This window comes from Arthrobacter sp. CAN_A1, from assembly GCF_015751665.1.
In the GTDB taxonomy this organism is placed as follows: domain Bacteria; phylum Actinomycetota; class Actinomycetes; order Actinomycetales; family Micrococcaceae; genus Arthrobacter_D.
The window spans coordinates 47,780-73,895 of record NZ_JADOUR010000001.1 but is presented as its reverse complement, the minus strand read 5'-3'; the positions used below and the strand labels follow the sequence as shown (position 1 = coordinate 73,895).

The 26,116-nt window shown below is 64.7% G+C and carries 20 protein-coding genes, 3 tRNA genes and 1 pseudogene; 12 read left to right on the top strand and 12 right to left on the bottom strand.

What is annotated here, in order from left to right:
- Positions 1-17: 17 nt before the first annotated feature.
- The 3 genes from IWX62_RS00350 to rlmH all read right to left on the bottom strand — a co-directional run bounded on the left by IWX62_RS00350 (position 18) and on the right by rlmH (position 2,036).
- Complete coding sequence (locus IWX62_RS00350) at positions 18-755, bottom strand: YcnI family copper-binding membrane protein (RefSeq protein ID WP_196839369.1); 738 nt, start codon at positions 753-755, stop codon at positions 18-20.
- A 93-nt stretch (positions 756-848) separates the two neighbouring features.
- Positions 849-1,466, bottom strand: coding sequence for a hypothetical protein (locus IWX62_RS00345; RefSeq protein ID WP_196839368.1), 618 nt, complete (start codon positions 1,464-1,466; stop codon positions 849-851).
- 111 nt (positions 1,467-1,577) lie between these two features.
- On the bottom strand, positions 1,578-2,036 hold the full coding sequence (gene rlmH / locus IWX62_RS00340; protein ID WP_196839367.1) for a 23S rRNA (pseudouridine(1915)-N(3))-methyltransferase RlmH: 459 nt from the start codon (positions 2,034-2,036) through the stop codon (positions 1,578-1,580).
- Between the two features lie 31 nt (positions 2,037-2,067).
- Here rlmH and IWX62_RS16160 point away from each other — a divergent pair.
- The 3 genes and pseudogenes from IWX62_RS16160 to IWX62_RS00330 form a co-directional block, all read left to right on the top strand.
- Positions 2,068-2,211, top strand: a pseudogene (locus tag IWX62_RS16160) (DUF2256 domain-containing protein); the annotation flags it as partial.
- Positions 2,212-2,247: 36 nt separating this feature from the next.
- On the top strand, positions 2,248-2,469 hold the full coding sequence (locus IWX62_RS16155; protein WP_333483159.1) for a DUF3253 domain-containing protein: 222 nt from the start codon (positions 2,248-2,250) through the stop codon (positions 2,467-2,469).
- Between the two features lie 168 nt (positions 2,470-2,637).
- Positions 2,638-4,569, top strand: a complete 1,932-nt coding sequence (locus tag IWX62_RS00330; RefSeq protein WP_196839365.1) for a PKD domain-containing protein — start codon at positions 2,638-2,640, stop codon at positions 4,567-4,569.
- 91 nt (positions 4,570-4,660) lie between these two features.
- On the opposite strand, the gene IWX62_RS00325 is transcribed toward IWX62_RS00330, so the two are convergent.
- The 5 genes from IWX62_RS00325 to tadA all read right to left on the bottom strand — a co-directional run bounded on the left by IWX62_RS00325 (position 4,661) and on the right by tadA (position 8,608).
- A complete protein-coding gene (locus tag IWX62_RS00325) occupies positions 4,661-5,692 on the bottom strand; it encodes a CNNM domain-containing protein (protein WP_196839364.1) in 1,032 nt (343 codons plus the stop codon).
- Positions 5,689-7,128, bottom strand: a complete 1,440-nt coding sequence (locus tag IWX62_RS00320) for a hemolysin family protein (RefSeq protein ID WP_196839363.1) — start codon at positions 7,126-7,128, stop codon at positions 5,689-5,691. The genes IWX62_RS00325 and IWX62_RS00320 overlap by 4 nt, the downstream gene beginning before the upstream one ends.
- 242 nt (positions 7,129-7,370) lie before the next feature.
- Positions 7,371-7,455 (bottom strand) — tRNA-Ser (locus IWX62_RS00315).
- Positions 7,456-7,498: 43 nt separating this feature from the next.
- Positions 7,499-7,984 (bottom strand): pyridoxamine 5'-phosphate oxidase family protein, encoded by a 486-nt coding sequence (locus tag IWX62_RS00310; protein ID WP_196839362.1) that lies wholly within the window; start codon positions 7,982-7,984, stop codon positions 7,499-7,501.
- Between the two features lie 138 nt (positions 7,985-8,122).
- Positions 8,123-8,608, bottom strand: coding sequence for a tRNA adenosine(34) deaminase TadA (tadA, locus tag IWX62_RS00305; protein WP_196839361.1), 486 nt, complete (start codon positions 8,606-8,608; stop codon positions 8,123-8,125).
- 23 nt (positions 8,609-8,631) lie between these two features.
- On the opposite strand from tadA, the gene upp reads away from it, so the two are divergent.
- The 5 genes from upp to IWX62_RS00280 all read left to right on the top strand — a co-directional run bounded on the left by upp (position 8,632) and on the right by IWX62_RS00280 (position 16,956).
- Positions 8,632-9,267: a uracil phosphoribosyltransferase gene (gene upp / locus IWX62_RS00300; protein WP_196839360.1), complete on the top strand. Its 636-nt coding sequence runs from the start codon at positions 8,632-8,634 to the stop codon at positions 9,265-9,267.
- A 649-nt stretch (positions 9,268-9,916) separates the two neighbouring features.
- On the top strand, positions 9,917-10,756 hold the full coding sequence (locus IWX62_RS00295; RefSeq protein WP_196839359.1) for a winged helix-turn-helix domain-containing protein: 840 nt from the start codon (positions 9,917-9,919) through the stop codon (positions 10,754-10,756).
- 274 nt (positions 10,757-11,030) lie between these two features.
- Positions 11,031-13,475 (top strand): LuxR C-terminal-related transcriptional regulator, encoded by a 2,445-nt coding sequence (locus tag IWX62_RS00290; protein WP_196839358.1) that lies wholly within the window; start codon positions 11,031-11,033, stop codon positions 13,473-13,475.
- Positions 13,472-16,084 carry a helix-turn-helix transcriptional regulator gene (locus tag IWX62_RS00285; protein ID WP_196839357.1) on the top strand — a complete coding sequence of 871 codons (2,613 nt, stop codon included), beginning with the start codon at positions 13,472-13,474 and terminating at the stop codon, positions 16,082-16,084. The genes IWX62_RS00290 and IWX62_RS00285 overlap by 4 nt, the downstream gene beginning before the upstream one ends.
- Positions 16,085-16,431: 347 nt before the next feature.
- Entirely contained in the window at positions 16,432-16,956 is a 525-nt protein-coding gene (locus IWX62_RS00280) for a SixA phosphatase family protein (RefSeq protein WP_196839356.1), read from the top strand.
- On the opposite strand, the gene IWX62_RS00275 is transcribed toward IWX62_RS00280, so the two are convergent.
- Together IWX62_RS00275 and IWX62_RS00270 are read right to left on the bottom strand one after the other, a co-directional pair.
- Positions 16,953-18,368 carry a dihydrolipoyl dehydrogenase family protein gene (locus tag IWX62_RS00275; RefSeq protein WP_196839355.1) on the bottom strand — a complete coding sequence of 472 codons (1,416 nt, stop codon included), beginning with the start codon at positions 18,366-18,368 and terminating at the stop codon, positions 16,953-16,955. The two genes, IWX62_RS00280 and IWX62_RS00275, sit on opposite strands and share 4 nt — an antisense overlap.
- Before the next feature lie 107 nt (positions 18,369-18,475).
- Positions 18,476-18,548, bottom strand: a tRNA-Arg gene (locus IWX62_RS00270).
- Positions 18,549-18,944: 396 nt separating this feature from the next.
- On the opposite strand from IWX62_RS00270, the gene IWX62_RS00265 reads away from it, so the two are divergent.
- From IWX62_RS00265 to IWX62_RS00255, 3 genes are read left to right on the top strand one after another with little or no spacing between them, the layout of a single operon-like run.
- On the top strand, positions 18,945-20,774 hold the full coding sequence (locus IWX62_RS00265; RefSeq protein ID WP_196839816.1) for a phosphoenolpyruvate carboxykinase (GTP): 1,830 nt from the start codon (positions 18,945-18,947) through the stop codon (positions 20,772-20,774).
- A 57-nt stretch (positions 20,775-20,831) separates the two neighbouring features.
- Positions 20,832-21,359 carry a PadR family transcriptional regulator gene (locus IWX62_RS00260; protein ID WP_196839354.1) on the top strand — a complete coding sequence of 176 codons (528 nt, stop codon included), beginning with the start codon at positions 20,832-20,834 and terminating at the stop codon, positions 21,357-21,359.
- On the top strand, positions 21,356-22,144 hold the full coding sequence (locus IWX62_RS00255) for an alpha/beta fold hydrolase (RefSeq protein WP_196839353.1): 789 nt from the start codon (positions 21,356-21,358) through the stop codon (positions 22,142-22,144). The genes IWX62_RS00260 and IWX62_RS00255 overlap by 4 nt, the downstream gene beginning before the upstream one ends.
- A gap of 6 nt (positions 22,145-22,150) precedes the next feature.
- Here the strand turns inward: IWX62_RS00255 and IWX62_RS00250 are convergent, their stop codons facing one another.
- Positions 22,151-23,557: a phosphomannomutase/phosphoglucomutase gene (locus IWX62_RS00250; RefSeq protein WP_196839352.1), complete on the bottom strand. Its 1,407-nt coding sequence runs from the start codon at positions 23,555-23,557 to the stop codon at positions 22,151-22,153.
- A 120-nt stretch (positions 23,558-23,677) separates the two neighbouring features.
- On the opposite strand from IWX62_RS00250, the gene IWX62_RS00245 reads away from it, so the two are divergent.
- Positions 23,678-25,792, top strand: coding sequence for a RecQ family ATP-dependent DNA helicase (locus IWX62_RS00245; RefSeq protein ID WP_196839351.1), 2,115 nt, complete (start codon positions 23,678-23,680; stop codon positions 25,790-25,792).
- A gap of 174 nt (positions 25,793-25,966) precedes the next feature.
- On the opposite strand, the gene IWX62_RS00240 is transcribed toward IWX62_RS00245, so the two are convergent.
- Positions 25,967-26,054: transfer RNA gene (locus IWX62_RS00240), tRNA-Ser, on the bottom strand.
- Positions 26,055-26,116 lie beyond the last annotated feature (62 nt).

The following is a 26,116-nucleotide window of genomic DNA, read 5'->3' as shown; positions in this document are numbered from 1 at the left end:
GGGATCGTTACAGACTCCTACTTGGTGCTGCGGGTCCGGATCAGGGCCAGTGCCCCCGCTGCCAGACCAAGCAGGCCAGCGGCAAGTGCTACCCAGATCACTGGCTGTGTTGCCGACGATTCGGTTGACGAGGCGGGCTCCGCGTCGGCCGCTTCAGCCTCGTCGGTGGCCGCTGCATCGTGGCCGTGCCCGCCTTCCTCGGTCTCGGCGGTGGTCACGAAGGACGGCGCAGGGCTTTCGGGTTCCTCGGCGCCTTCCTCGGCGACCTCATCCCAGCTGGACACGCTGCCATCCGTGTAGGTCTGGATGGCTGGAAGCGTGACAGTGGTACCGGCTTCGGGCAGGGTGCCGACCGATAGCGAGAAAACCTGGTACTCATCGTTCGAGAGACTGTCATCTTCACTGTCGGCCGTCCAGATGACTGACAGCACACCTTCGGTGATGGTGGCGCCGTCGATCTCCACGGGTTCGGGAAGCTCGCCCCGGACTACTTCGGCGGTCCACCCTTCCACCGGCTTGGCCCGGACCGAGGTGAAGGGGGTGTCGGTGGGCAGCTGGACTTCAATCGACTCGGTCAGCGCGGTGTCGGATTCGCTGGGGACCGAAAAGTTGAGCTGGGTGTACCCGCCAGCGGTGGTGCTGGCCGGGCTCACGTTCACGTGAGCTGATGCAGTGCCGAGGCCGAGGGCCATCAGCCCTGCGGTGGTGACGGCGAGTGCCGAGGTGGTGGCGGTGCGGCGTGCTGAAGCTTTCATGGGAAATGCCTTTCGGGATACTGCCCGGGCGCGCGGCTCAGGGCAGCAGAAAATGGGTGTGGGGATGGTTAATCAGTCCCCGGACCGAGAAAGTCAGGCGGGGGAGAGGCCGGGAAGAGACGCCAACGGTGGCCCGCGGAGGGGAGGCACGTCCCGCAGCGCACGGACGGCGCGTAACACGGGCGCAGGGGGAAAGGAGGGGATGCGTGGCGTGGGGACGACGACGGCGGCTGCAGGCAGGCGCAGCAGCGGAACGAGCCAGGCCATGGCACGCCGGAGGGCGGTTTCGCCCCGGTGGAGCATGAATCCCGTGACGACGACGGCCGCCGCGTGAAGCGCCAGCATCCGTACGTCGGCGTGGGCGGCCTCGGCGTGGGCATGCACACCGGCCGGAGCGCAGGAAACCGCCGGGACGGCGTAGTGCCGGGCCGGAGCGGCGACGCATGCCGCCATCGTGGTCGAAGTGAGACTGAAAGCGTGGTGCAGTAGCCACTGACCCAGGCCGAGGAGAAGAAGGAGAGCGGGTAGCGATAGTGCCTTTTTTGCAATCACTGTGACTGCCAAGAGCGTTGCCGACCCCAGCACGGCAACGATCAACGGGGCGGGGAGGTTTCCCCCACCGATAACATGCGCCCCGGCAGCAAGGGCGAGGACAACTGCTGATGTCGCGGAGGACCGGACCAGGCGAAGTGTTGCTGGTGCGCCGCTCATGGTCCCCCCCTGCATCACGTGGTTGTCCGCGCTCGTACTGCGGCGGAAAGGGCTACCCGCCCTACCTAAGGGTATTCGACGTGGAGGGGTGGTCGGCTTGGTGGGAACGCGCTACTCGTGGTGGTATGGGCGTCCCGACGCGATCTCCTGCGCCCGGTACAGCTGCTCGGCGAGGATCAACCGGACCAGCTGGTGGGGGAAAACGAGGGGTGATAGTGACCAGACCAGGTTGGCGCGGGTGTGGACTGACGGGTCCACGCCGTACGCGCCGCCAATGATGAGGATCACCGTACGGGCGCTGTCGATAGGTTGCTGAAGGGTGCGGGCCAGCCCGGGGGAGTCAAGGGCTTTGCCGCGTTCGTCGAGGAGGATCACGAAGTCGTCGGCGCTGAGTTTGGCGAGCAGCCGCTCGGACTCTTCCCGTCGGGCGGCGTCATTCTCCCGCGCTGAATGGGGAATCAGCTGCCAGCTCAGGTCGAAGGGCTTCTTCAGCCGCTTCTCGTAGCGCGTGACGCCGTCGCTGACCCACGCTTCATGCTTCTTCCCGACCGCCAGAATTCTCAATGCCACGTCGGTAAGACTACAAGGGTGGGTCTGGGGCATGGAAAATGAATCCATGGCCCACCGACAGCGCGGAACCGCGCAAACACCTGAGGAAAAGATCTGTGCCTCCTGTGGGAGACGGATGGAGTGGCGGGCCAAGTGGGCAGCGAATTGGGACGAGGTGCGCTATTGCTCATCCGCCTGTCGCCGCCGAGGGGTGAGCCGAACCGATGAGGAGTTGGAAGCGACAATCCTTTCCCTGCTGGCCGCAACACCGACCATCGGCCCGTCGGACGCGGCACGAGCCGTGGGCGGCGACGACTGGCGTTCTTTCCTGGAGCCGGCGCGTCGGGCAGCCCGGAGACTGGTTGACTCCGGCCAGGTCCAGATCACTCAGGGCGGAGCAGCAGTTGATCCGTCCACCGCCAAGGGGGCTATCCGCATCCGGAAGGTGCGGTAGGCAGCCTCGGCGCCAGAGGCTCCAACCAGCACACGGTGACGGACGGACGGGAACCCTCCTGAGCAGCCCGGATCGCTGCTCTTCCGGGGATGGCGGGGCGGGTGTACGCTTCGCGCAGGGTCTCAAACGAATGCGCTTTTTCGATGTCCTGCCAGATGGAGACTCGCCATGGGAACTGCCAAAGTAGTGACCGGAATTGTGGCCAGCACAGCGCTGATCGTGGGGTCGGCAGTCCTTCCCAGCATGGTGCCGATGGCGCCGGCCGCTGACTCTTCAGTGCAGTTCACCGCCAGCGGCGACTTCTCGGCGAGCCCTGCCGCAGCCTCGGTCTTCAGTCAGATCGGCACCCTCCAACCTGACCTGCATCTTGCCCTGGGAGACTTGTCCTATGGGGCGACCGGAGCCGAACAGGCGTGGTGCGATTTCGTCACGTCACGCGTCGGCCAGGGGTTCGCCTTCGAGCTGTTGTCCGGCAACCACGAATCCAATGGCCAGAACGGCAACGTCAACGACTTCGCTGCGTGCCTTCCGAACCAGCTGCCGGGGCTGGTCGGCTCCTACGGCCGGCAATACTACGTTGACGTGCCCAGGGAGGACCCCCTCGTCCGGTATGTGATGATCTCGCCGGGCATCCCGTTCACCGACGGCGGGGTCTGGTCCTACGCGGCTGGCACCCCACGGTACAACTGGGCGGCGGCTGCCATTGACGGTGCGCGGAGCAGCGACATCCCCTGGGTGGTGGTGGGCATGCATGCGCCGTGTCTGTCCCAGGGCCAGTATGGCTGCGTGGCGGGGGCTGACATTACCAACCTGATGCTGGAGAAGCGGGTCGATCTGGTACTCAGCGGTCACGAACACCTCTACCAGCGCACCCATCAGTTGGCGCATGGCCCCGGCTGCCCGGCGGTGGTGCCGGGGACGGCGTCGTCGTCCTGCATCAGCGGCACCGGGTCCGCAATGACCAAGGGCGCCGGAACCGTCTTTGCGACGATCGGCACCGGCGGGGTCACCCTGCGGGACGTGTTCCCCGCGGACCCTGAGGCACCCTACTTCGCCGCGGCCTCCGGGTTGAACGCCAACCCCACCTTCGGTTCGCTGAACGTGACAGTCACCCCGGGGCAGCTCAGTGCGGGCTTCACCGGCGCATCGGGAGGTACCTTCACCGACGCCTTCACTCTGGGGGTTGGCGTGCCGCCATCGAATGTGCCGCCCACCGCGACCTTCACCACCTCCTGCACCCTGCTCGCCTGCGCGATCAACGCCGCCGGGTCAGCCGATTCCGACGGGTCGATCACCGGCTACGCCTGGGACTTCGGCGACGGAGCCAGCGGCTCCGGAGCGCAGACCAGCCACGACTATGCGCTGCCCGGCACCTACACCGTCCGGCTCACGGTGACCGACGACGACGGCGCCACCGGCACCACCACCCGCAGCGTCACCGTCCAGTCCGCACCACAGCCGGGAACGTTCGCGGCAGATACCTTCACCCGCACGGTCGCCTCCGGCTGGGGGGCTGCTGAGCAGGGCGGGCCGTGGACGGTGGCGGGTAGCGGGACGTCGTACTCGGTGGGGTCAGGAACGGGCATCATCTGGCACACCACCGCCGGGTCCGGGCGGACCGTCTACCTCAGCCCGCCGCCGTCGTCGGCCACCGACCTGACGGTCGCAGTGGGGGTGGACAAACGGCCCGCTGGCAGCGCGCTGTACGTGTCGTCGATCGGTCGCCGTGTCGCGGGGGTGGGGGAGTACCGTGCGAAGCTCCGCCTTGACGCCAACGGCCAGACGGCACTCTCGCTGCACCGCACCAACGCCTCCGGTGCCGAAACATCCCTGCAGGGTTCGCTCACCCTGCCCGGGCTGACGTACACGCCGGGCGACCGGCTGCTGTTGCGGACCGAAGTGACCGGGACTGGACCCACCACCATCAGGGCGAAGGCGTGGAAGGCCGGGACTCCTGAGCCGGCGGCCTGGCAGCGTTCAGCGACCGACGCGACGGCGGCCCTGCAGGCGGGCGGCACGATCGGGTTGTTCACTTATCTGTCCGGCTCGGTGACGAATGTGCCGGTCACGGTGCTCATCGACGACGTCACCGCCGAATGAGCTGCGTTGCCGAACGAGCGGCTTTAACGACGTAAGGCCCCTGGTCTTCCTGTGATGCAGGAAGCCAGGGACCTTTCGTCGACTCAGGGTGTCATGCCACGGGGAGGGGCTGCTCCTGAGAATCAGCCGGGCCCGGGAGTACCTCTTGCAGCAGATCGTCGAGGGTGACGACGCCGAGGAGTCGGTCGGCGGCCACCACCGTGGCCAGCTGGACCTGGCTTCGCCGCATCTGGGCGAGAGCATCGTACGCTGACACCTCCGGAGCCAGCGCAAGGGCTGCGCGGGCGATGTCCATGGCCGGGGTTTGCCCGTCAACGGCCAGAGTGTCGCGAACGTGCGCCACCTGGCAGTCCACGCCGGTTCCGACAAGAACACGCAGGTGCCCCGACGACGCGGCGACCGCCTGGATATCCGCAGCGGTAGCCGTTTCAGGCACCGAAGTTGGTACACGGTCGGTGCGGACGATATCGCCGAGGGTGAGTGTCCCCAGGGTGATGGCACGATCGATTGGCCCGGAGAATTCGGCGTCGAGGACGCCGGCGGCACGGGAGTGTGCCACCAGCTTCCGGATGGTATCGGCGTCCTGACCGCCGGCGGCCGCCTTGTCGACGGGTTCAACTCCTGAGGCCCTCACCAGCCGGTTCGCGAGGTGGTTGATCCAGAGCAGGAACGGTCGCAGCGGCCAGGTGAGGGCGCGCGCTGAGATGCCGGTTGCTTTGGCTGCGGTCTCGGGATGGGCAATCGCCCACGACTTTGGTGCCATCTCGCCAATGACGAGATGCAGGAACGTGACAACGATCAGGGCCAGCATGAACGCAGTCACACCGGCAAAGGCGGTGGGCAAGCCCCACTGCTCGAATACTGGTGCGAGAGCGTAATCGATCGCCGGCTTCGTCACTGCGCCGAGCAGGAAGGTGCAGGCGGTGATGCCCAGTTGGGCGAAGGCCAGCATGACCGTGAGCTCGTTGAGCCCGCGAAGGGCGGCCCGCGCGGAGGCGCTACGTTCGGCCTCTTCTTCGAGCCGGTATCGTCTGGCGGCGAGCAACGCGAACTCGACGATGACGAAGAATGCGCTCGCCAGGATGAGGACTACCGTGATGATTGTGACCATCCACCAACTCATCGGGTCACCTCCTTGCTGCTTCGGTCGGAAAGAATGGGCGCATCGTCACTGGCGTCTGTGTCACCGGGCGGGGTGTCCTCGGCATCAAGATCGAGTTCGTGCAACCGCACGATGAGCTGGGAGGGGACATGTCGGTCCACTTCGGTGACTTCCACGTCGAGCCAACGCTCCATGCGGAGATCCTGCACCGTTTCCGATGCCTTCTCGGGCAGGTCGATTCGCACCACTGAACCCACCGGGGGCAGATCGCCGTGCTCGCTGATCACGAGGCCGGCGATGGTTTCGGCTTCGTTGTGGGTCAGGTCATGACCGATGAGGCGCTCCACCTCGTCGAGGTGAACGTCTCCCGGCAGGCTCCAGTGGTCCGCTCCGACATTCACGGTTTCGTTGATGTGGAGGTCGTGCTCATCAGAGATCTCACCGATGACTTCCTCGGTGAGATCTTCGATGGTGAGGATGCCGTCAAAGTTGCCGTATTCATCGACGACGCAGGCCAGCTCGTTTCGCGTCTGGCGCATGCGTTCAAGCGCGAGGGGTAGCTGCATGGTGGTGGGCAGGACAACGGCCTCCCGCATCACGGTGGACACTGGAGCGTCGAGATCGTGGTCACCGCGCAACAGGTCGATGAGTTCGACGATACCCACAGGGTTGTCTTCGTCGCCGATGACTGGGTAGCGGGTGTGTCCGGTAGCCATCAGTGCGAGAACTTCGCGGATGGTGGTGTCCGGGGAGATTGAATCGACCTTAGCGCGGGACATCATGGCGTGCTCGACGTCGCGTTGCGGGAAGTCAAGGATTCGGTCAATGATCATCGACAGATCATCGGGCAAGTCTCCGCTGACGCGGGAATCCCTGATGATTGATTCGAGGTCGCGTGCCGTTGCACTTTCGTCGACGTCTTCAAGGGGCTCGATGCGCAGCAGTTTGAGCAGGAGGTTGGCTGCCACATCGAAGATGGTGATGAGCCAGCCGAACGCCAAAAGATAGATGCGCGTCGGCATGGCGAGCGCCCTGGCCAACGGTTCAGGGTTGGCGATGGCGAGGTTCTTTGGGTACAGCTCGCCGAAGATCATGGTCACCACCATGGCCAGCAACAGGGCGCCGGCTGTTCCGATCGCCACCGAGATGGCAGGGTCTATACCCACGCCGCCCAGAAGTGTTCCGACGGACTGTCCAATGAGGGGCTCGGCGACGTAGCCGATGAGCAACCCGGTGACAGTGATGCCAAGTTGGGCTCCGGAGAGCATGAACGATGTACGCTTCGTGATGGCCAGAACACGTTTGGCTTGGGCGTCGCCCTTCTCGGCCAGTGCCGCCATCTTGGAGCGATCCACCGACATGTAGGCGAATTCCTGGGCTACGAAGAACCCGCACGCGGCAATGATGGCCAGCGTCAGTAGAATACCTACCAGCAGTGTCAGTACTGCTTCAATCATCTAACTTCACCCCCTCGTGCATTGAGGGGGTTCGAAGATCGACCCTCCGGATCGGGGGCACTGCGATGATTGGTCATGGATTTTCTCTTTCGTAGATGAGAACAAGTACGTTTAACGATGAGAACAAGTACGTTTAACGATACGTGAGGCCGAGCTATCGCTGCGCTACGGTGAACCTTCAGGAAAAGCAAAAGGCCCCGGTTTCCCTCCTTTGGCAGGGGGAACCGGGACCTCTTGAACCGCGGTGACGGTGGGATTTGAACCCACGTTGGCTTTCACCAAACAACATTTCGAGTGTTGCACCTTCGGCCGCTCGGACACGTCACCAACTCGATTACTTTACCGGCTGGCGGGCCCAAGCCCCAAAACGTTAGAGATCGACGACGTCGTTCTTGCCTGGATCGGCGCGCTCGCCGGTGACGAGTCCCTTGGCGATTTTGAATGCCGAGACGATCTTCGGGGAGTCGAGCGTCCAGTACTCGGCGGTGTCGGCGTCAACCTTAATCAACGCGACCGACGGGTCATCCTTGCCATTCTCAAACCAAGGCTCCACCGAGGCGCTCCACAGTTCGTTGATCGTGGCTGGGTCCTTGGTCAGGGACGCGGTGCCAGCGATCGACACGTAGCCCTTGCCGCTGCTGATCGACACGTTAACCTGAGGGTTGGCGCGGATTTCATCGGCTTTGGGAGAGGGATCATCGGTGAAAAACCACAGATCGCCGTCGAACTCGGCCTTCTGCACCGCCAACGGGCGGCTAACCAGCTGGCCCTCGGCGTTGATGGTGGTGAGGATCGCGATGTCAGCGTCCTTCAGCACCTTGTTCAGTTCTTTCATGCCGTCCTGCTGCGTGGTCATCAACTGCTCCTTCAAACTATGCGGCTCTAGCGGATTTAGTCAGCCTACGCACTACCTGCGGTGAGCGATACCGGCTTAGCGCCTAGCGAAACTCGCCCGCCAGCGATAGCTTCCAACCCGGGTTGATCCCGGTCTGGCTCACCGGACGGGACGATGCGTTGAAAAGAAGGCCCGCAACAGGTCGGCGCACTCGTCTTCCCGCACCCCGGGGAGCACCTCGGACCAGTGATTGAGCCGCCGGTCCCGCAGGATGTCGAACACCGAGCCGGCGGCGCCCGCCTTGGCATCCCAGGCGCCGAACACCACGCGGGGAATGCGCGCCAGCACCGAAGCACCCGCGCACATGGCGCACGGCTCGAGGGTGACGACGAGGGTGCAGCCCTCCAGCCGCCAGCTGCCAGCCGCCGCGGCGGCCCGCCGGAGCGCCAGCACCTCCGCATGGGCGGTGGGATCGCCGGTTGCTTCGCGTTCATTCCAGCCCGTACCCAGAATTTCCCCCGTCGGACCGACGACGACGGCGCCGATCGGCACATCATCGGTTGCCAGTGCCCGGCGGGCGGCGTCCAGCGCCAGGGCCATCCACTGGGAATGGAGCGGGTCGGTGGGTGGGGGGTTTGGTGGCATGGTCCCAATGATACTTTTGAGCTATGCGCGTACTGGTTGTAGATCATCCCCTTGTGGCCCACAAACTCACCGTCCTGCGGGACAAGAACACTGCATCGCCGGTGTTCCGGCAGCTGACCGAGGAATTGGTGACGCTGCTTGCCTACGAGGCAACCCGCAATGTCCGGGTCGAGCCCGTCGAGATCGAAACACCGGTCACCACCACGATCGGGACCGGGCTCGTCAAGCCAACGCCGCTGGTGGTGCCGATCCTCCGGGCAGGCCTGGGCATGCTGGAGGGTATGACCCGGTTGGTCCCCACCGCCGAGGTGGGCTTCCTGGGCATGGCCCGCAACGAGGAAACCCTCGAGGCCATCACCTACGCCGAACGGCTCCCGGATGATCTGACCGGCCGCCAGGTCTTCGTCCTCGACCCGATGCTCGCCACTGGCGGCACCCTGCGCGAGGCCATCAAGTTCCTGTTCAAGCGCGGCGCCGCCGATGTCACCTGCATCTGCCTCCTCGCCGCGCCAGAGGGCCTGGCAGCGCTGCAAGCCGAACTCGAGGACGCCAACGTGACCATCGTGCTGGCCTCCATTGACGAGAAACTCAACGAAAACGCCTATATTGTGCCCGGCCTGGGCGACGCTGGCGACCGCCTGTACGGCGTCGTCGGCTAGTCACCCTCCTCTTGGCCCCGAACGGTGGGCAAATCCGGTCCGTGGGGGTCATACGGGGCATGGGTGAGCGGAATTCTGGCCTCAATTGTCTCGATTCCTCACCGGAACGGTGCGACGGCGATCCTCAGGCCTTTGTCAGTGTCCGGCCCATCCGGCCCCGGCGATGCTGGCTACAGCCTGCCCCTGCTGCCCCCAACTCCCCGGCTGTCAGGAATCGTGTTGGCGACCCCGGTTCATGACGGCTGGCTCTGAAAAGTCATGGTATTCATGGACGATACGAGACTTTTACGCCATTTTGATAGACAAACCGGCACATCCAAAGGTTGCTTAGCGCCCTTCGGAAACGTTCTGTCCAGTGGCGATTTAGGCCTTATGCCACCTCGGGCAGCATTGTTACTTGTGCGTAAAGGAATGTGACGTGCAATAATTTGTCATGTGTTTACCCACTCGTCGGCATCTCCAGTCTCATCTTCCGTAGCAGGCACACAGCCTGCTCGCGGAATGTGCTGGTGTCGAATGCACGCGTAACGGCATACCCAGACCCGTACGCCCCTTAAGCCCAACGGCGGGCTCCATGAAGCCATCCCGACCGGGCATACCCCCGCATTCGTGCCGTGATGACGGCCATCCACGTAGAGGCAAGCCATACATGTCAGTAGCATCTGGATACGTCCACATTTCCCTCCGCAGCGCGCAGACCCGCGCTAGTTTCCAGGGCCGGTCCTACCAGCCGAGCCCATCCTTCGTCCCCTATGGCGAGGTTCCGGCTCAGGACCAGCCGCCGTCCCGGTACCGACCGCTCCAGTCCGTACCCGGCGCCGCGGACAACGGCCACCCCGACACAGCACCCACGCCCGTCGTGACGCCCAACGGCGTCCCGGGACCGCAGGCAGTCTCAGGAGACACCACAGCTCGGGGATTTGTTCTCTACGTTGCCCTGGACGAAGAAACCGCAGCGCACAGCGGCACCACGCTGACCAAACTGGCGCAGGATGTCAGGGCCCATGTCCGGTCTCTGGTTCCGCAGGCGCAGAGCCACGCCGCGGTTGCGCTGGCCCCGGCCGACGCAGCAGGCAGCGATATCGACGTCGTCCGCCGGGCCCTCGGCGACCCGACGGTGACCCGACGGGCCCCCGCCCAGCCAGCTCTGCCCGCCGCACCGCGCCCCACCGGCGTCCTCATCGACCTGTCCCGCCGGGAAGTCCATCTGGACGGCGACACCCTGAACCTCACGTTCAAGGAGTTTGAGCTCCTCAACTACCTGGTCGAAAATGCGACCCGTACTGTCGGCAGGGAAGAGCTCCTGAGCGGACTGTGGCGCAACGCCGAAGAGGTGCCCAATGAGCGCACCATCGACGTTCACATCCGTCGGTTGCGCTCAAAGCTCGGTCGCCTGGCGAACACCGTCAGGACGGTCAGGGGACAGGGCTACCGTTTCTACGAGCACCCCGAAGTGATTGTCTGGGCGGCGCCCGAGTACTCCATCTGATTGGCATGAACCGCGTACCTCTGCGAGTAGTGGTGCCAGTATGGGCGCAGGGGGTTTCCAATGCGCGTAACAGGTGCTAACCTGTGGCCATCTCATCATCGGGATGACTGTTGGGAGTCAGTCTCCCCCGGATGAGGTGAGCCGGGTAACCCGTGGCTGCAGAACCGGAAGATTTCACGATTCCCTGCGCCCTGGCGGGTGTTGGGGTGGTGTTTAACGAGGCGGTAGTAGTTGCCAGTTTCCCATCCGAGCACTCGCCACATGGGGGACAGGTATGACTGGGGACAGAACCCGCGGCCAGTTGATGACACAACTGGAGGTGCATCTCAGGCGTGGAGTGTCGGTGGTGGTCGAGGGCCAGTTTGGCTCCGGAAAGACCGAAACCCTGAGGCTGGCAGCGCGGGCGCTAGAGTCCGACAGAAATATTGTCCGCCTCCGGGGGACGCCCCGCGGAAGCGAGACTGCCTATCTGGCCTTGGGGGACCTCGTCAGGGTCGGCTCAGGAAGCATCCCCCACCCGGCGGTCGTCTTCGCCCAGCTAACCGCCCGGCTGCGTCAGCTTGCCGAGGACCGCCCGGTCATTTTACTGATCGACAACTTCGATTTCCTTGATCCGCAGAGCATGGCCCTGTGCACCATGGTGCTGGACATGCCAGCGGTCACTTTACTGGTCTCCTGCAACCGGGTCGACGACAGTCCCGAGATCAGGGCGGCAGTGAACAGCGGTGCAATGGAACCCCTCACCCTGACCGCGTTGTCAGTCGACGAGGGCAGGGCCGTCATCGAGCGATTCCTGGGCGGAAGGGTTTCCACCTCCGTTGCCAACTCCTTGCACGCGCATTCCCGGGGCAACGGACGAATCCTGACGATGCTCGCTGCGCACGCGCGGGAGAACGGCAATATTGCTCACGTCGATGGGCTCTGGCGGACCACCGTCCACTATGCCGAGCCCTTCACCAGCGGATCACTGCGCAGCGGCCTGGCAGTCCTCCAGTCAAGACTCAACGCTGACGAGCGCGCCGCGCTTGAGGTGCTCGCCGCCGCCGGATCGGTCCACATCGATGTGCTGGCACGTTACTGCGACATGCAAGCCCTCGAACGCCTGCAACGCGAGGGCATGGTGGAAGCCCGCGACGGCGGAAACACCTACTGGCTGCACAGCAAGGGCCTGGCCCACATCCTGCGTCAGACCCTGGGCAACGCAAGAAGCCGTGAAGTGTGGACCACAATCGTCGAACCCGGGATGTCGCAACGCGGAGTGCGACCGCCCGGCGCCAACATCGTCTGGGCGCTGCAACGCGGCATCGAAGTCAACGACGCGGCTCTGCTCGCCGCCGCCGACGACGCCATCCGCGCCTACTCGCCGCGCATTGCCCTGGACCTCGTATCTGCGGTGAAATGGCGAACCGGGCTGTCGATCCGGATGCAGGCCGAAGCCCACTGGTTCCTGGGGCAGTTCGAGCAGGGCCAGCGCGTGCTGGCCGGCCAGGCACAGCATCCAGAGGCGTCCACGTCCCCGGCAGTTGATGAAGTGGCCCTGAGTCGCCTGGTGAGGTCGGTCTTCGCCGCTCGCGAGGCGACACCTGAGGGCGTGGCGGGAGACTCAGTTGCACAACTGCTGGTCCACCGGCGGACCGGTAACTACCGGGCAATGCTTGAGCTGTATCGCTCCATCACCCTCCCCTCGGGGTCGGATTCCCGCTACCTGGTCACCATGCTCGCAGCGGAGGCTTATGCTGCCTGTGGCGACTCCGCCCGTGCCCGCCTCCTGACCATCGAGTGCGGGCTGGTAGCGGGGAATGTGCGGTCCGGCGTGGTCCGGGAAATCGGGGAGACTGCCCATTACCGCGTCCTGTTCCTCAACGGTGAATGGCGGGCGCTCAGCGACCTCCTCACCCAAAATGTGCTGCGACGTCCGGGTCGCCTGCTGTTCGGTGAGCAGTCCACCCTGTTGCTTCCCCGACTGATCGCACGGGAACCCCGGGCCGGCGTCGTCGGTGGTGAGCAAAGTGCGGCTAGCCCCGCAGATATGTTCGCGTGGTTTCTCGAGCGATCCGCGGACCTGTTCACGGTGCACGACACGGTGGACCACATGGTGGCCCAATTCAAGGAACTCGCGGGCGACCGGCGGCTTACCGGGCTGTTCGGATTGCAACTGTTCGCTCTCGGGTCGCTGGTGCTCGTGCAGGGCGAGGGTGACACCGACCCCAGCTCGGGCGAGGACTTCAACGAGCTTGACCTCAAACGCCTCGAGCGGTGCGCCAGGTCGACGACGGGCCCGCTGGCCCGCCAGCTTGGCCTGCTCGCCGACGGACTGTTGACCGGTAAGCCTGCCACGCTCGTCAGGGCAGCGCAGGCTGCCGCCAGGCAAGGAAACACTGGGCTGTCAACGGTCGCGGCCACCCTGGCATCACGCACGGCGGGGCGGATCAGGCAGCCGGAGATCCAGCGCGCCGCCCAGGAGTTGGTGCCCGGCTCGGAGGCCCAGCCGGACGTACCTCGGGAAGCGGCAATGCTGACCCGGCGTGAACGCCAGGTAGTTGACCTGGCCCGGTCCAGCAGCAAGAACTCCGAGATCGCTGCGGTACTCGGGATTTCTCCACGGACCGCGGAACGTCATCTGCAGAACGCCTACCGGAAGCTGGGCGTCTCAACCCGCGAGGAGTTGCGGCGGGCACTCCAGCCTCCCGACGACGCCGCTGAATCGGGCGGTGCATGACCAGTTCGCCCCCCGCCGGTAACCACACTCGAAGCGCTCTCGACGACGTGCTCCATGCCGCGGGACGGGAACTGGTCACATCCCGTTCCGGGGGGCTGCTCCTCACCACGTCGACGGTCTTCGGTGGAGACTTTCTGCTAGCGCGCATTCTGGCATCAGCCGACCCGTTCTATACGGTCAGCGTGCAGGGAACCGAGTCCTTTTCGGGGCTACCCTACGCCCCGCTGGCTCCACTCCTCCAGGATTCACCGGATATCGATTTCAGCTCGGAAATGGAGGTCCTCTCTGCGGTGCGTGACCGCATCCAGCGCCTCACCGAGGGGAAGAGCTGTGTGGTGGTGGTGCGCGGCCCCGAACACCTTGACACGTCGAGCATCGCCGTGTTGACGCGCCTCGCTGAGTCGACCGCAATCGGATTGCTCATCCGCTGCGGCCCCCGCAGTCAGCTGCCCGTGGATCTTGAACTCTCCCTCGCCGATGGGTTCATCGAGGAGGTCCTGATCCCGGAGCTGGGCGCAGTAGAGGTCAGAGAATACTTCGCTTCCATCCTGGGCGGGACGCTGCCCGTGCTCTCCAGCACCCTGGTGTGTGATGTGATTGGCGGCAGCCCGGTCCTGCTGGAAATGGTGGCACGGGACGGAGTCCTTGAGAATCTGATCCAACTGCGCGACGGCGTATGGATCCTCCCCCGCGAACTGCGTCTGACCGAACGGATGGCCGAACGGGTCTTCAGCCTGATCGCCGATTACGGGTCGGAGGAGAAGGACCTCCTTGTGACCGTGGCACTGGCCCATCAGATACCCCTTCAGCTGGCAGTCGATCTCTGGGGCGTGGATCCCGTCAACGCCCTCCTGCTGGAAGGTGCGATGGCCCGGGTGGAGGACGCCGGCCAGATCTGGCTGCGCGCAGCCCCGCCCATCCTGGCGGCCGCGATCAGGCAGCGGGTCGAACCCTTCCGCTCGCGTCGGCTCTGGGACAACATCCACGAGCATCTCACCCATCTCACCAATACGCCGGGCATCATTCACCGGGTGGTCTGGAAGCTGTCAGTGGGTGTCGCCGTTGATGACTCTGAACTGCTCAACGCGGCCATCCTCGCCAACCGCCTCGATCAGCCGGAAACCGCCGAGTTCCTCCTGAACCTGCTGCCGTCCGACGTTGCCGCGGGCCAGCCGGGCCTGGCGGCCGCGGCAGAACTGCAGCGTGCCCGCGCGGAGTTCTATGACGGGCGAACCGATCTCGCGCTGCCCCGGCTCCGGCGCCTTGTCCTCAGTGATCTGGAACCGGAGCTCTTGACCTCACTGGTCCACTTCACGTTTCAGGTTAACCTTGCCACCGGGATGGGAGCCTCCGCACTCGCCCAGGCTGTCCGTCGTCGGGCTGAGGTCAACCCCGCCGGAAACGCGTATGAAAGCACCCTGGTCACCCGGCTTGGCCAGGATCTGCAATATCTAGTCACTGGAGCTATCCCCGAGCTGCCCCTTGTCGAGGTGGTTGGCGTGCCGGATGACCCCAGAGAGGCGCTGTGCTGGCATCTTGTTGCCGGTGAACTGCACTACCGACGCGGTGATCTCGCCGCTGCGGCCAGGGAGCTGGATCTGGCCCTCGAATTTGTCCTGGCGTATGAGCCGCTGCGGAACTACGGCGGGTACGTCCTGGTGCGTCTCATGTTCCTGCTGGCAGGGGGAGGGTTCTGGGAAGAATTATCGGCATTGCAGGCCAAGGTCACGAATGGCAGGGCACCCTGGGTCACACGGTTAATCGGCTTCTGGGAGCTGATCGACGGCCTGACGGCGTTGCGCCGCGGTCGGCCGCTGAGCGCGTTGGCCCACTTCAGGACGGCCGTCGTCGTCCTCCGTGAACGGGACATCAAACGGTTCAGACCGCTCGCCACAGCGCTCGCAGCGTACACGTCCTGGCTCATTGGCGACGCTGGTCTGAAAGACTACGTGGCGGAGTACCATCGGCTCACCCACCGGGGGCCACCCGAACGCCGGATGCTCGCCGAGGCCTATATGGCCGTGGTGGGGGCACCGGCCGGGTCGTCGACGCGTCAACTCACCACCGTGGCGTCCGAGGCCGCGAATCCACAGACTCGCGCTGAACTCAGCGTGCTTGAGGTGCAGGCCGGGGTGGCGGGTGCCATCGACGTCGCCATCACGCGTACCGCAGGGCTCGCGGACCCGCGCGCCCAGGGCCTGCATGCTGTGCTCTCCGCCCTCTCCGGAGGGGACGACGTCGACCTGGTGGGAGCCGCCGAGCTGTGCCTCGAACGCGGCCAGGAGCTACTGGTGCCCGTGTGCCTGGGGGTGCTGCTCACCAAGTCCCCGGGATCGAACAGCAGGGTAGTCCGCAGCGCCTCAAAGCTGCTGGCGCAACTCGACCCGGAACTGCAACGACTCCACCCCCAACTGGCGGCACTTCGGCAGGCCACCCGCCTCACCCCCCGCGAAGCGACGATCGCCTCAGACATCGCGGCGGGGAAAACCACCAAACAGGTCGCCAGGGAGCAGGGGGTGTCGATCAGGACCGTGGATGGGCACGTCGAAAGTATTCTCACCAAGCTGGGGTTGTCCTCACGCAAGGACATCGGCAAGCAAACCAAGTAGTTGGGGGCTGGAAAACGAGTAGAAACTACGTACCAAGCGCTCGAAGACAGGTAGTTCCTGCGTAGTGATAGGCGGGGGTTCGCAGCATATGTTGTTTACACGGAAGAAATTCCTAGGTCGGTGCAGACACCAGCACTGAAGCATAGAGCCGGAGGCGGCTGAGGGACTCCCCAACGAACCTCGCCGCCTCCGCCTCCGCCAGTGCTGAGGCAGCATCGACCGAAGCGGAACACCGACCGCTGACCCACAGATCGGAGCGGTTTCCCGGGGCGAGAGCCGGGAAGCCGCTCTTTCTGTTGGACCCCTGGCATGACGGTCCTGCCGCAGAAACCCCATAGACTTCGGCCATGGCATCCCACCACCTCAAACGGCTCATGCTGCTGCGTCACGCCAAATCTGATTGGCCCCGCAACGTCGAGGATTTCGAGCGTCCCCTGAGCTCCCGCGGCCACCGGGACGCTCCACTGCCCGGCCGGTGGATGGTGGAGAACGACGCCGTCCCGGACCTCATTCTCTGCTCCTCGGCCCTGCGGACCCGTCAGACCTGCACCTGGATCTGCCACGAACTGGGTGACAAGGCGCCAACCCCCAAGCTCGAGGAACAGTTGTACTCGGCTACCGCAACGGCCATCCTGTCGCTGATCAACCATGTCCCGGAGACGGTCACCAGCCTGCTGATCATCACCCACATGCCGGGAGTCCAGGAACTGGCGATGCGCCTGGCCTCGGTGGAATCCGACGAGGGTGCGGTAATGGACATGGCGACCCACTACCCAACGTCGGGCCTGTCAGTCTTCCAACATGATCGACGCTGGGCCGAACTGGACGGGCGCGACGCCGTGATGACCGGCTTCGTGGTGCAGCGGGCCTAGAGGCCGTACTGCTCAAGGAGCCTCAACCAGACCTCGCTGATGGTCGGGTAGGCAGGTACCGCGTGCCATAGCCGGTCCAGGGGGACTTCCCCGGCGATCGCGATGGTCGCTGAGTGCAACATCTCAGCGACGTCAGGCCCGGCGAACGTCATACCGATCAGGACCTTCTGATCCTCATCGACCACCATCTGCGCCCACCCCTGATAGCCGTCGGAATGCAGTGCCGATCCGGCCACTGCAATTTCCAATGACGTTTCGCTGACGTTGAGGCCGGCATCCTGACCCTGCTTCAGCGTCCGCCCCGCCATGGCGATCTCCGGGTCGGTGAAGACCGCCTGGGGTACCGCGTACTGGTCGGCGGTGGCGGAGTAGGCGCTCCAGTCCTGAACCGTGTCCCCGAGGGTTCCGGCGGCGCGCGCGGCAATTGCCGACCCGGCAATTCGTGCCTCATATTTTCCCTGGTGGGTGAGTAACACCTTGCCCGCAGCGTCGCCGACCGCGTATAGCCAGTCGGCGCCCTGTACCCGGCCCGACGAATCAGTGACAAGCTTCCCCGGGTCGAGGTCAAGCTCTTCAAGGCCTAGACCGGCCAGGGCAGGGCGCCGCCCGGTGGAGACCAGGAGCTTCTCTGCGGTTACCGTTTCGCCGCCGTTGAGGGAGACCGTCACCGTGCCATCGGCCGACTGCCGCACCGACTCGGTGGCTGTGTCGGTCAGTACGTCGACGCCGTCGTCTTCCAGCCCTTTCCGCACCAGCTCCCCTGCGGGTTTGGGGTAGTTCGAGAGCAGGCCGCCGCGCGCGATGATGGTCACCTTTGAGCCCAGGCGGGCGAAGGCCTGCGCCAGTTCGGCGCCCGCTACGCCGCCCCCCAGCACCGCGAGTGATGACGGCACCAGGGCTGCCGACGTCGCTTCCCGGGTGCCCCAGAAGGTGACGTCGTCCAGACCAGCAAGGGGAGGAATGGTGGGCGTGGACCCGGTGGCCAGGACGACGGCGACCCGCGCCCGGAGGGGGATTACGCCGTCGTCATGGGTTACCTCAACCGAACGCTCACCGGTCAGCCGTGCGGTTCCGCGGACGAGTGTGATCCCACTGGCGTTGACCCAGTCAGCCTGCGAGGAGTCGTCCCAGTTGGACGTGAACTGGTTGCGGCGATCCAGTACCTGCTGGATGTCGAGTGGGCCCATGACCGCCTCCCTTGCCCCGGCCACCGTCGAGGCCGCTTTCAGCGCGGTACCCGGGCGGAGGAGAGCCTTGGACGGCATGCAGGCCCAGTACGAGCATTCCCCGCCCACCAATTCTGCCTCGACCAGGGCGGCCGACAGCCCTGCCTGCACCACGCGGTCAGCCACATTCTCGCCGACAGCGCCGGCGCCGATCACGATTACGTCGAAGTCTTCTGAGTTGCTCATGCCTTGAGCCTTTCACTGTCGGTGTGGCGGGGCAACCTTTACTGGCGGTAGGGCAAAAAAATGCCCTCCCCTGATGGGAAGGGCATTTCCTTTACTTCTCTCAACTGTGCGCGCGAAGGGACTCGAACCCCCAACCTCCTGATCCGTAGTCAGGTGCTCTATCCATTGAGCTACGCACGCAGTGCCGGTGTAATTGGTCCTGTCGGGTCCATCATCTGAACGCTCCATGACTTCTTATTGGCCTTGGATAACTTTACAGCTATTGCCGATCTACGCCTAATTCGGCGCGAGGGTCCACGATTGACCGTCAGAGTTCAGGCCCAGCTGCCCTGAAATGACTAGACCGGTCTACGTGACCTTAATCACATTGTTGCCTCTTGACAGCATTCGGTCACCGTGGATTCTAGGGGAATACCTTCACAAACCCCGCCCCGGACCCGGTGGTGGTGCTCATGGCCGGAGTGACAGGGACCATAGCATCGTTACACCACCCACCCAACGAAGGGACATGTTATGGGCGATCCCGTACGCCAACTGGTTGATAACCAGAACCTGGACGCAGCCGATCAGGGCGGCATGCCTGTTGAGGGAGTCGGCGGGGCACGGACTCCGGCACCGACCACCCACGCAGGATTGCTGGCATGGGTTCAGGAAGTTGCCGACATGGTTCAGCCTGACCGGGTGTATTGGGTCGATGGCTCCGAAGCCGAGAACAAGGCATTGACCGACGAACTGGTTGACGCCGGAACACTTCGGCGGCTCAACCCCGAGACCTTCCCCAACTCCTTCGCTGCCTTCTCAGACCCGGCAGACGTGGCCCGGGTTGAAGAGCAGACCTTCATCTGCTCGCGCAACGAGCGCGACGCCGGGTTCACCAATAACTGGATGGACCCCGACCAGATGAAGGAGAAACTGCGGGGCCTCTTCACCGGGGCCATGCGCGGTCGCACCATGTATGTGATTCCCTTCGTGATGGGTCACCTGGACGCAGCCAATCCCAAGTTTGGGGTGGAGATCACCGACAGCGCCTATGTCGTTAGTTCCATGCGCATTATGGCCAACATCGGCACCGGGGTGCTCGCGCGGATGACCGAGCTCAACGCCGACTATGTGCCGGCACTGCACTCCCTGGGTGCCCCCCTGGCCGAGGGTGAAACTGATGTGCCGTGGCCCTGCAATGCGGAAAAGTGGATTGTGCACTTCCCTGAAGAGCGATCCATCTGGTCGTTCGGGTCCGGGTATGGCGGCAACGCCCTGTTGGGCAAGAAGTGCTACGCCCTGCGTATTGCCTCTGTGATGGCACGCGACGAGGGCTGGCTCGCGGAGCACATGCTCATCCTCAAGCTCACCTCGCCCGAGAATAAGACCTACTACGTGTCCGCAGCGTTCCCGTCCGCCTGCGGCAAGACCAACCTTGCGCTTCTGGACCCAACCATCGAGGGCTGGAAGGTCGAGACGCTTGGCGACGACATCACCTGGATGCGCTTCGGTGCTGAGGGCGAGCTGCGTGCCATCAACCCGGAGGCCGGCCTGTTCGGCGTCGCGCCCGGCACTGGCTGGCTCACCAACCCCAATGCGATGCGCGCCATCGCGAAAGGCAATTCCATCTTCACCAATGTCGCGCTGACTGACGACGGCGGCGTCTGGTGGGAAGGAATGACCGCCGAAGTGCCCGATCACCTCACCGATTGGCAGGGGAACGACTGGACGCCGTCGTCGGACAAGACTGCGGCTCACCCGAACGCGCGGTTCTGCACGCCGATCGACCAGATCGACATGCTCGCCGACGAATTCAACAACCCCGACGGTGTCGAAATCTCAGCCATCCTCTTCGGTGGTCGCCGGAAGACCACGGTTCCGCTGGTCACCCAGTCGCGCGATTGGGCCAACGGAATCTTCATGGGATCCACCCTGTCCTCCGAGACAACAGCTGCGGCCGCCGGTGAGGTGGGCCGGGTGCGCCGCGATCCGATGGCCATGCTGCCGTTCATCGGGTACGACGCCGGTGACTACCTACGTCACTGGATCACCCTGAGCAGCAAGGCAGATCAGGAGCGGTTGCCGAAGATCTTCCTGGTGAACTGGTTCCGGCGCACCGCTGGCGGCGGGTTCGCCTGGCCAGGTTTCGGCGAGAACTCGCGGGTTATGAAATGGGTCATTGAACGCCTTGAAGGCACTGCCGATGCCGTGGAGACGCCAATCGGTTTTGTACCCACCGGTGAATCCCTCGACCTGACCGGGCTCGATATGACACCCGCGGAGGTTGATGCTGCAGTGCGGGTCGACCCCGAGGAGTGGGCCGCCGAACTCCAGGGTATTGAGGAGTGGTATGCGCGGTTTGGAGAATCACTTCCGGCCGAGCTTGAGGATCAGCTGACGGGCCTCAAGGAGCGATTCGCCGTCTAGTCGTGGAGACCATGCACCTAGTAGACATATCTGCTAGGTGCATGGTCTACTATTGGCATGATTCTTTCCTCTGTGATTCTGGGAATGCTCGCCATAGCACCCATGACCGGGTACGACCTCAAAAAGCGCTTTGATACCAGCGTCAACCACTTTTGGTCGGCGGACAAGGCGCAGATCTACCGCACCCTCAGCCGGCTGGTCACTGACGGGCTCGCCGAGGTGGTGACCGTCCGCCAGATCGGCCTGCCGGACCGGCAGGAGCACCACATCACCGACGCCGGACGGGCTGCCCTCACCGAATGGCTCGTCTCCGCGCCGGACCCGCACCGGGAACGGGATCCCTTTCTGGCGCGGATCTTCTTCGCCGGAACGCTTGAGCGCCAGCAGGTTCTCACCCTGGTTGCTGAGCGGAGGCAGGCGGCAGAATTGTTGCTGGGGGAGCTGCGGGCCCAATCGGCACCGGTGGAGGAAGGCCCTGCACCCACCCGTGAGCAGTACCTCAGATTTGCCACGCTGGACAACGGCATCACCCATGCCCAGGCCGAGCTGCGGTGGCTTGACGGGGTCGAGAAGGACCTGCCATGAACACCCTTCAGTTCTCCGTGCTGCATCCCGGATCGGGCGCTTCCCCTGGGTCGGTCGTCTTCCTTCACGGCGGAAACGTAGCCAACTGGATGTGGCACCCCCAGGTCGAGGCGCTGCCTGACTACCGGGTGATCACCCCCGATCTGCCGGGTTTCGGTGCCCGGACGGCCGAGCGCTGGATCAGCCTGGAGGATGCAGCAGAGGGGGTGGCCACACTGATCCGAGCCGAGGCGCACGGCCCGGTTCATCTGGTGGGCCTCTCCCTGGGTGGCGTGGTGGCGTTGCGGTTGCTGGCCAGGCATCCGCAGCTGGTCGCCAGCACGATTGTCAGTGGTGTGCCCGCTTTCGGCGTCGACGGCGTCGCTGGTGCCCTCGCCCGATTGCAGCTGCGGTGGTGGGACTACGCCTGGTTCTGGCAACTGCAGGCGAGGGCCTTCAAGCTACCGTCGGACAGCTACGGCGTGTTTGTGGAACACGGACTTGCGATGGACAGCACCAATGCCCGCCTCATGATGACCCAGGTGTTCGCCGGGGGACTGCCCTCCGGGCTGGGCGAATACCCCGGCCGGCTGCTGGTACTGGCGGGGAGTAAGGAGCCGCGCGCGGTGAGGGATGCCTTGCCCGCGGTTGCCGAAGCAGTCCCCAACAGTGTGGCGGCCATAGTTCCCGGGATGCACCACGTCTGGAATATCGAGGACACTGCATTGTTCAACGAGGTGGTGCGCCACTGGATTACCGGGTCAGTGCATCCCCGCCTCGACGTGTCGCGGGCACGCCCGGACTAGGCGCTCCTACTGCCGGACCTGTGCCAGGACTTCGTCGGTCAGCGTGCCCAGAATCTGGGGGTCGGTTGCCTCAGCGTTCAGGCGCAGGTAGGGCTCGGTGTTCGACGCACGAAGGTTGAACCACCACGACCCGTCGTCAGCAGTGAAAGTGAGCCCATCGAGCTCATCCACGGTGACGCCGTCGTTCGCAAATTCCTCGCGAACCCGGGCAACGGCGGCGGGAACATCATCCAACCGCGAATTGATCTCGCCCGACGCAAAGTACGGTTCGTATTCGCGGCCCAGATCGGACAACGGCCCGGATTGCTCACCCAGCGCGGCGAGCACGTGCATGGCGGCCAACATGCCGGTGTCGGCGTTCCAGAAATCCTTGAAATAGTAGTGCGCCGAGTGCTCGCCGCCAAAGACAGCGCCTTCCTCGGCCATTACCGCCTTAATGAAAGAGTGGCCCACCCGGGTGCGGACGGGACGCGCGCCCAGCCGCTCCACCAGCTCGGGCACGGCCCGCGACGTGATGAGGTTGTGAATGATCACCGGTGCGGCTTCACCTGCGGCCTGCGCCCTGGCTATCTCGCGGCGGGCCACCATCCCGGTGACAGCGCTGGGCGAGACGGGATTCCCGAGCTCGTCAATCACGAAGCAGCGGTCGGCGTCGCCGTCGAAGGCAATCCCGATGTCCGCCTGGTTGCTGACCACAGCTGCCTGGAGGTCCCTGAGGTTCTCAGGCTCCAGCGGGTTGGCGGGGTGGTTGGGGAAAGACCCGTCGAGCTCGAAATACAGCTCGATGATGTCCAGGGGAAGCTTCGGCAGCAACGAATCCCCCAGGACCGCGGGAGTGGTGAGGCCGCCCATCCCATTGCCGGCGTCGACGACCACCTTGAGGGGGCGCGAACCGGACAGGTTCACCAGGGAGCGCAGATATTCGGCGTAGCCGCGGAGCACGTCGCGGACCCCGATGGTGCCGGTGTGCTCGGCGGCGGGTATTTCCCCGGTATTCAGATACTGCTCGGCGAGGGCCTGGATCTCCACCAGCCCGGTCTCCGATGACACGGGCACAGCACCGGGACGGCACATTTTCATCCCGTTGTACTCGGCCGGATTGTGGCTGGCGGTGAAGGTTACCCCCGCAGCGTCGAGAGTGCCGCTTGCGTAGTACAGCTCATCGGTCGAGATGAGATCCAGGAGGACGACGTCGGCGCCGCGGCGGGTTGCGCCCTGGGCGAAGGCCTTACTGAACTTCGGTGAGGATGGCCGCATATCGCCGCCCACCAGGACGGTCGTCCCAGCCAGCCCGAGGACGTCAACGAAGGCAGCGCCCACCGCTTCGACAATTTCCGCGGTGATGCTCTCGCCGACGATGCCGCGCACATCGTAGGCCTTGAAGGACGCTGAAAGATCAAAGGATTTACTCACGGAGAGAGTCTAGCCGCTGACCCCGGCTGGACAAGGCGTGTGGAGGCAAGGACGGAAGGGTTGTCCACAGTGGGGAATCCACCGGCCCGGCTGTCAGCGCGGGCTGCAATACTTGGGCTCATGGTTGATACCACCACACTTCATGATCAGGCAGCCGAGATTCTGCGCACCCTTGTGGGTCGCGACGACGCCGCATTCCACGACGGCCAGTTCGAGGCGATCGAGGCGCTGGTAAGCGGCGGACGCAGGGCGCTGGTGGTCCAGCGGACCGGGTGGGGGAAGTCTGCCGTCTACTTCGTCGCAAGCCTGTTGCTGCGGTCCCGGGGTGCCGGGCCCACCCTCATCGTCTCCCCACTGCTTGCCCTGATGCGGGACCAGGTGGCCGCCGCGGCGCGGGCTGGCGTGCGAGCGGAAGCGATCAACTCGGCCAACCAGACCGACTGGCAGGAGATCACCGCCAAACTAGACGACAATTCGGTTGACGTGCTGCTGGTCTCTCCCGAACGGTTGAACAACCCGGCATTCCGGGAACGACACCTCCCCGATCTGATCCGGAGGACCGGACTCCTGGTGATCGATGAAGCCCACTGCATCTCCGACTGGGGCCACGACTTCCGCCCCGACTACCGGCGGCTCCGCGACCTGATCACCCAGCTACCGTCAGGAGTCCCGGTCCTGGCCACCACAGCGACCGCCAACTCCAGGGTGGTGAGCGACGTCGAGGAGCAGTTGGGCACCGACGGCACGGAAGTGTTCACCCTGCGCGGCACCCTGGCACGTGAGTCCCTCCGGTTGGGTGTGCTGCGGTTACCCAGCCCGCGATCGCGGCTGGCATGGCTGCTGACCCATATTGACGACCTGCCGGGTAGCGGGATCATCTACGCGCTGACCGTCGCGGCGGCCGAGGACACCGCACACCTTCTCCGCGCCAACGGGCACCAGGTGCTTGCCTATACGGGTCGCACCGACCCGGCCGATCGTGAGTCGGCTGAAGCGGCGCTGAAGAACAACGAGGTCAAGGCGCTGGTCGCCACCAGTGCGCTGGGGATGGGGTTCGACAAGCCGGACCTCGGGTTTGTGGTCCACCTTGGTGCACCCTCGTCACCGGTGGCCTACTACCAGCAGGTGGGTCGGGCCGGGCGCGGGACGCCGAACGCCGACGTACTGCTGCTCCCCGGGACGGAGGACCGCGAGATCTGGGAGTATTTTGCTACCTCGTCCATGCCGTCGGAGGAGAAGGCGACCCGGGTCCTGGACGCGCTCGGCTCTGGTGGAATCATGTCGACGCCCGCCCTGGAAGCGCAGGTGAACCTCAAACGAACTCCGCTGGAGCTGCTGCTGAAGGTTCTCGACGTGGACGGTGCCGTGCGAAAGGTGCAGGGTGGCTGGGAAGCCACCGGCACCCCCTGGGTATATGACAGCGAACGGTACGAGCGGATCGCCAAGGCCCGCGTGGCCGAGCAGAAGTCCATGCTGGACTATGAAAACACCTCGCGGTGCCGGATGGAGTACCTCGCCGCGGCCCTCGACGACCCCACTGCTGCTCCCTGTGGGCGCTGCGATACCTGCGTCAGTCCCTGGTATTCCGACGAGGTGGCCCACGACGCGTCCGACAGCGCCCAGAAGGCCCTGAGCAAGGTGGGCGTGGAGCTGGACCCCAGGGGCCAGTGGCCCAGTGGGATGGACAAGCTCGGCGTGTCAGCGAAGGGGCGTATCCCCGCTGGCCAGGCGAACGGATCCGGCCGCGCGCTGGCCAGGCTCACCGACCTGGGTTGGGGCAACCAGCTCAGGGAACTACTGGCTGACACGGCTGAGGATCAGCCACTCGGTCCGCTCGCCGTCGAAGCGTGCATCTCGGTGCTGGCGCAGTGGGGCTGGGATACCCGGCCGGTGGCTGTGGTCAGTGTCCCGTCGCGGCGGCGACCGCTGCTGGTGCAGTCACTGGCTGAGAGTCTTGCCAAGGTTGGCCGCATTCCCTACCTCGGCGCCCTGCAAACGCCGCAAGGCTGGCCGACGGGTGCTCCCGGCGGCAACAGTGCCTTCCGCCTCGCGGCCGTGTGGGACCGGTTCGCTGTCCCTGACGAGGGTCGGGAATGGTTTGCCGCCAACCCGGGCCCGGTGCTGCTGGTGGATGATCTTGCGGACAGCCGCTGGACGATCACTGTGGCGGGCAAGGCGTTGCGCGACGGGGGAGCGCAGGAAGTACTGCCGTTTGTGCTGGGGCTGAAGGCCTGACGCGGCCAGGGCGTTCCCCGACGAAGCCCGGCGGCCAAGTCTCCCACTGGCCAGCGGCGACCAGTGGGACCGTCTAGACAGTCCCACTCATTCCGCGCGATCAGTGGGATTTAGTGGCCCGACCGGACAAAAGAAAGCACCCCCAACCGAGGCTGGGGGTGCTTGGTGCAAACGCGGAGACGGGGGGATTTGAACCCCCGGTAGGCTTTAGGCCCACACTTCATTAGCAGTGAAGCCCATTCGGCCGCTCTGGCACGTCTCCAGCGGCTATTACTAGCCACCCAAGGCTACCTGTAAGAAGCGGGCAAGAGCAAAACCGCTTGA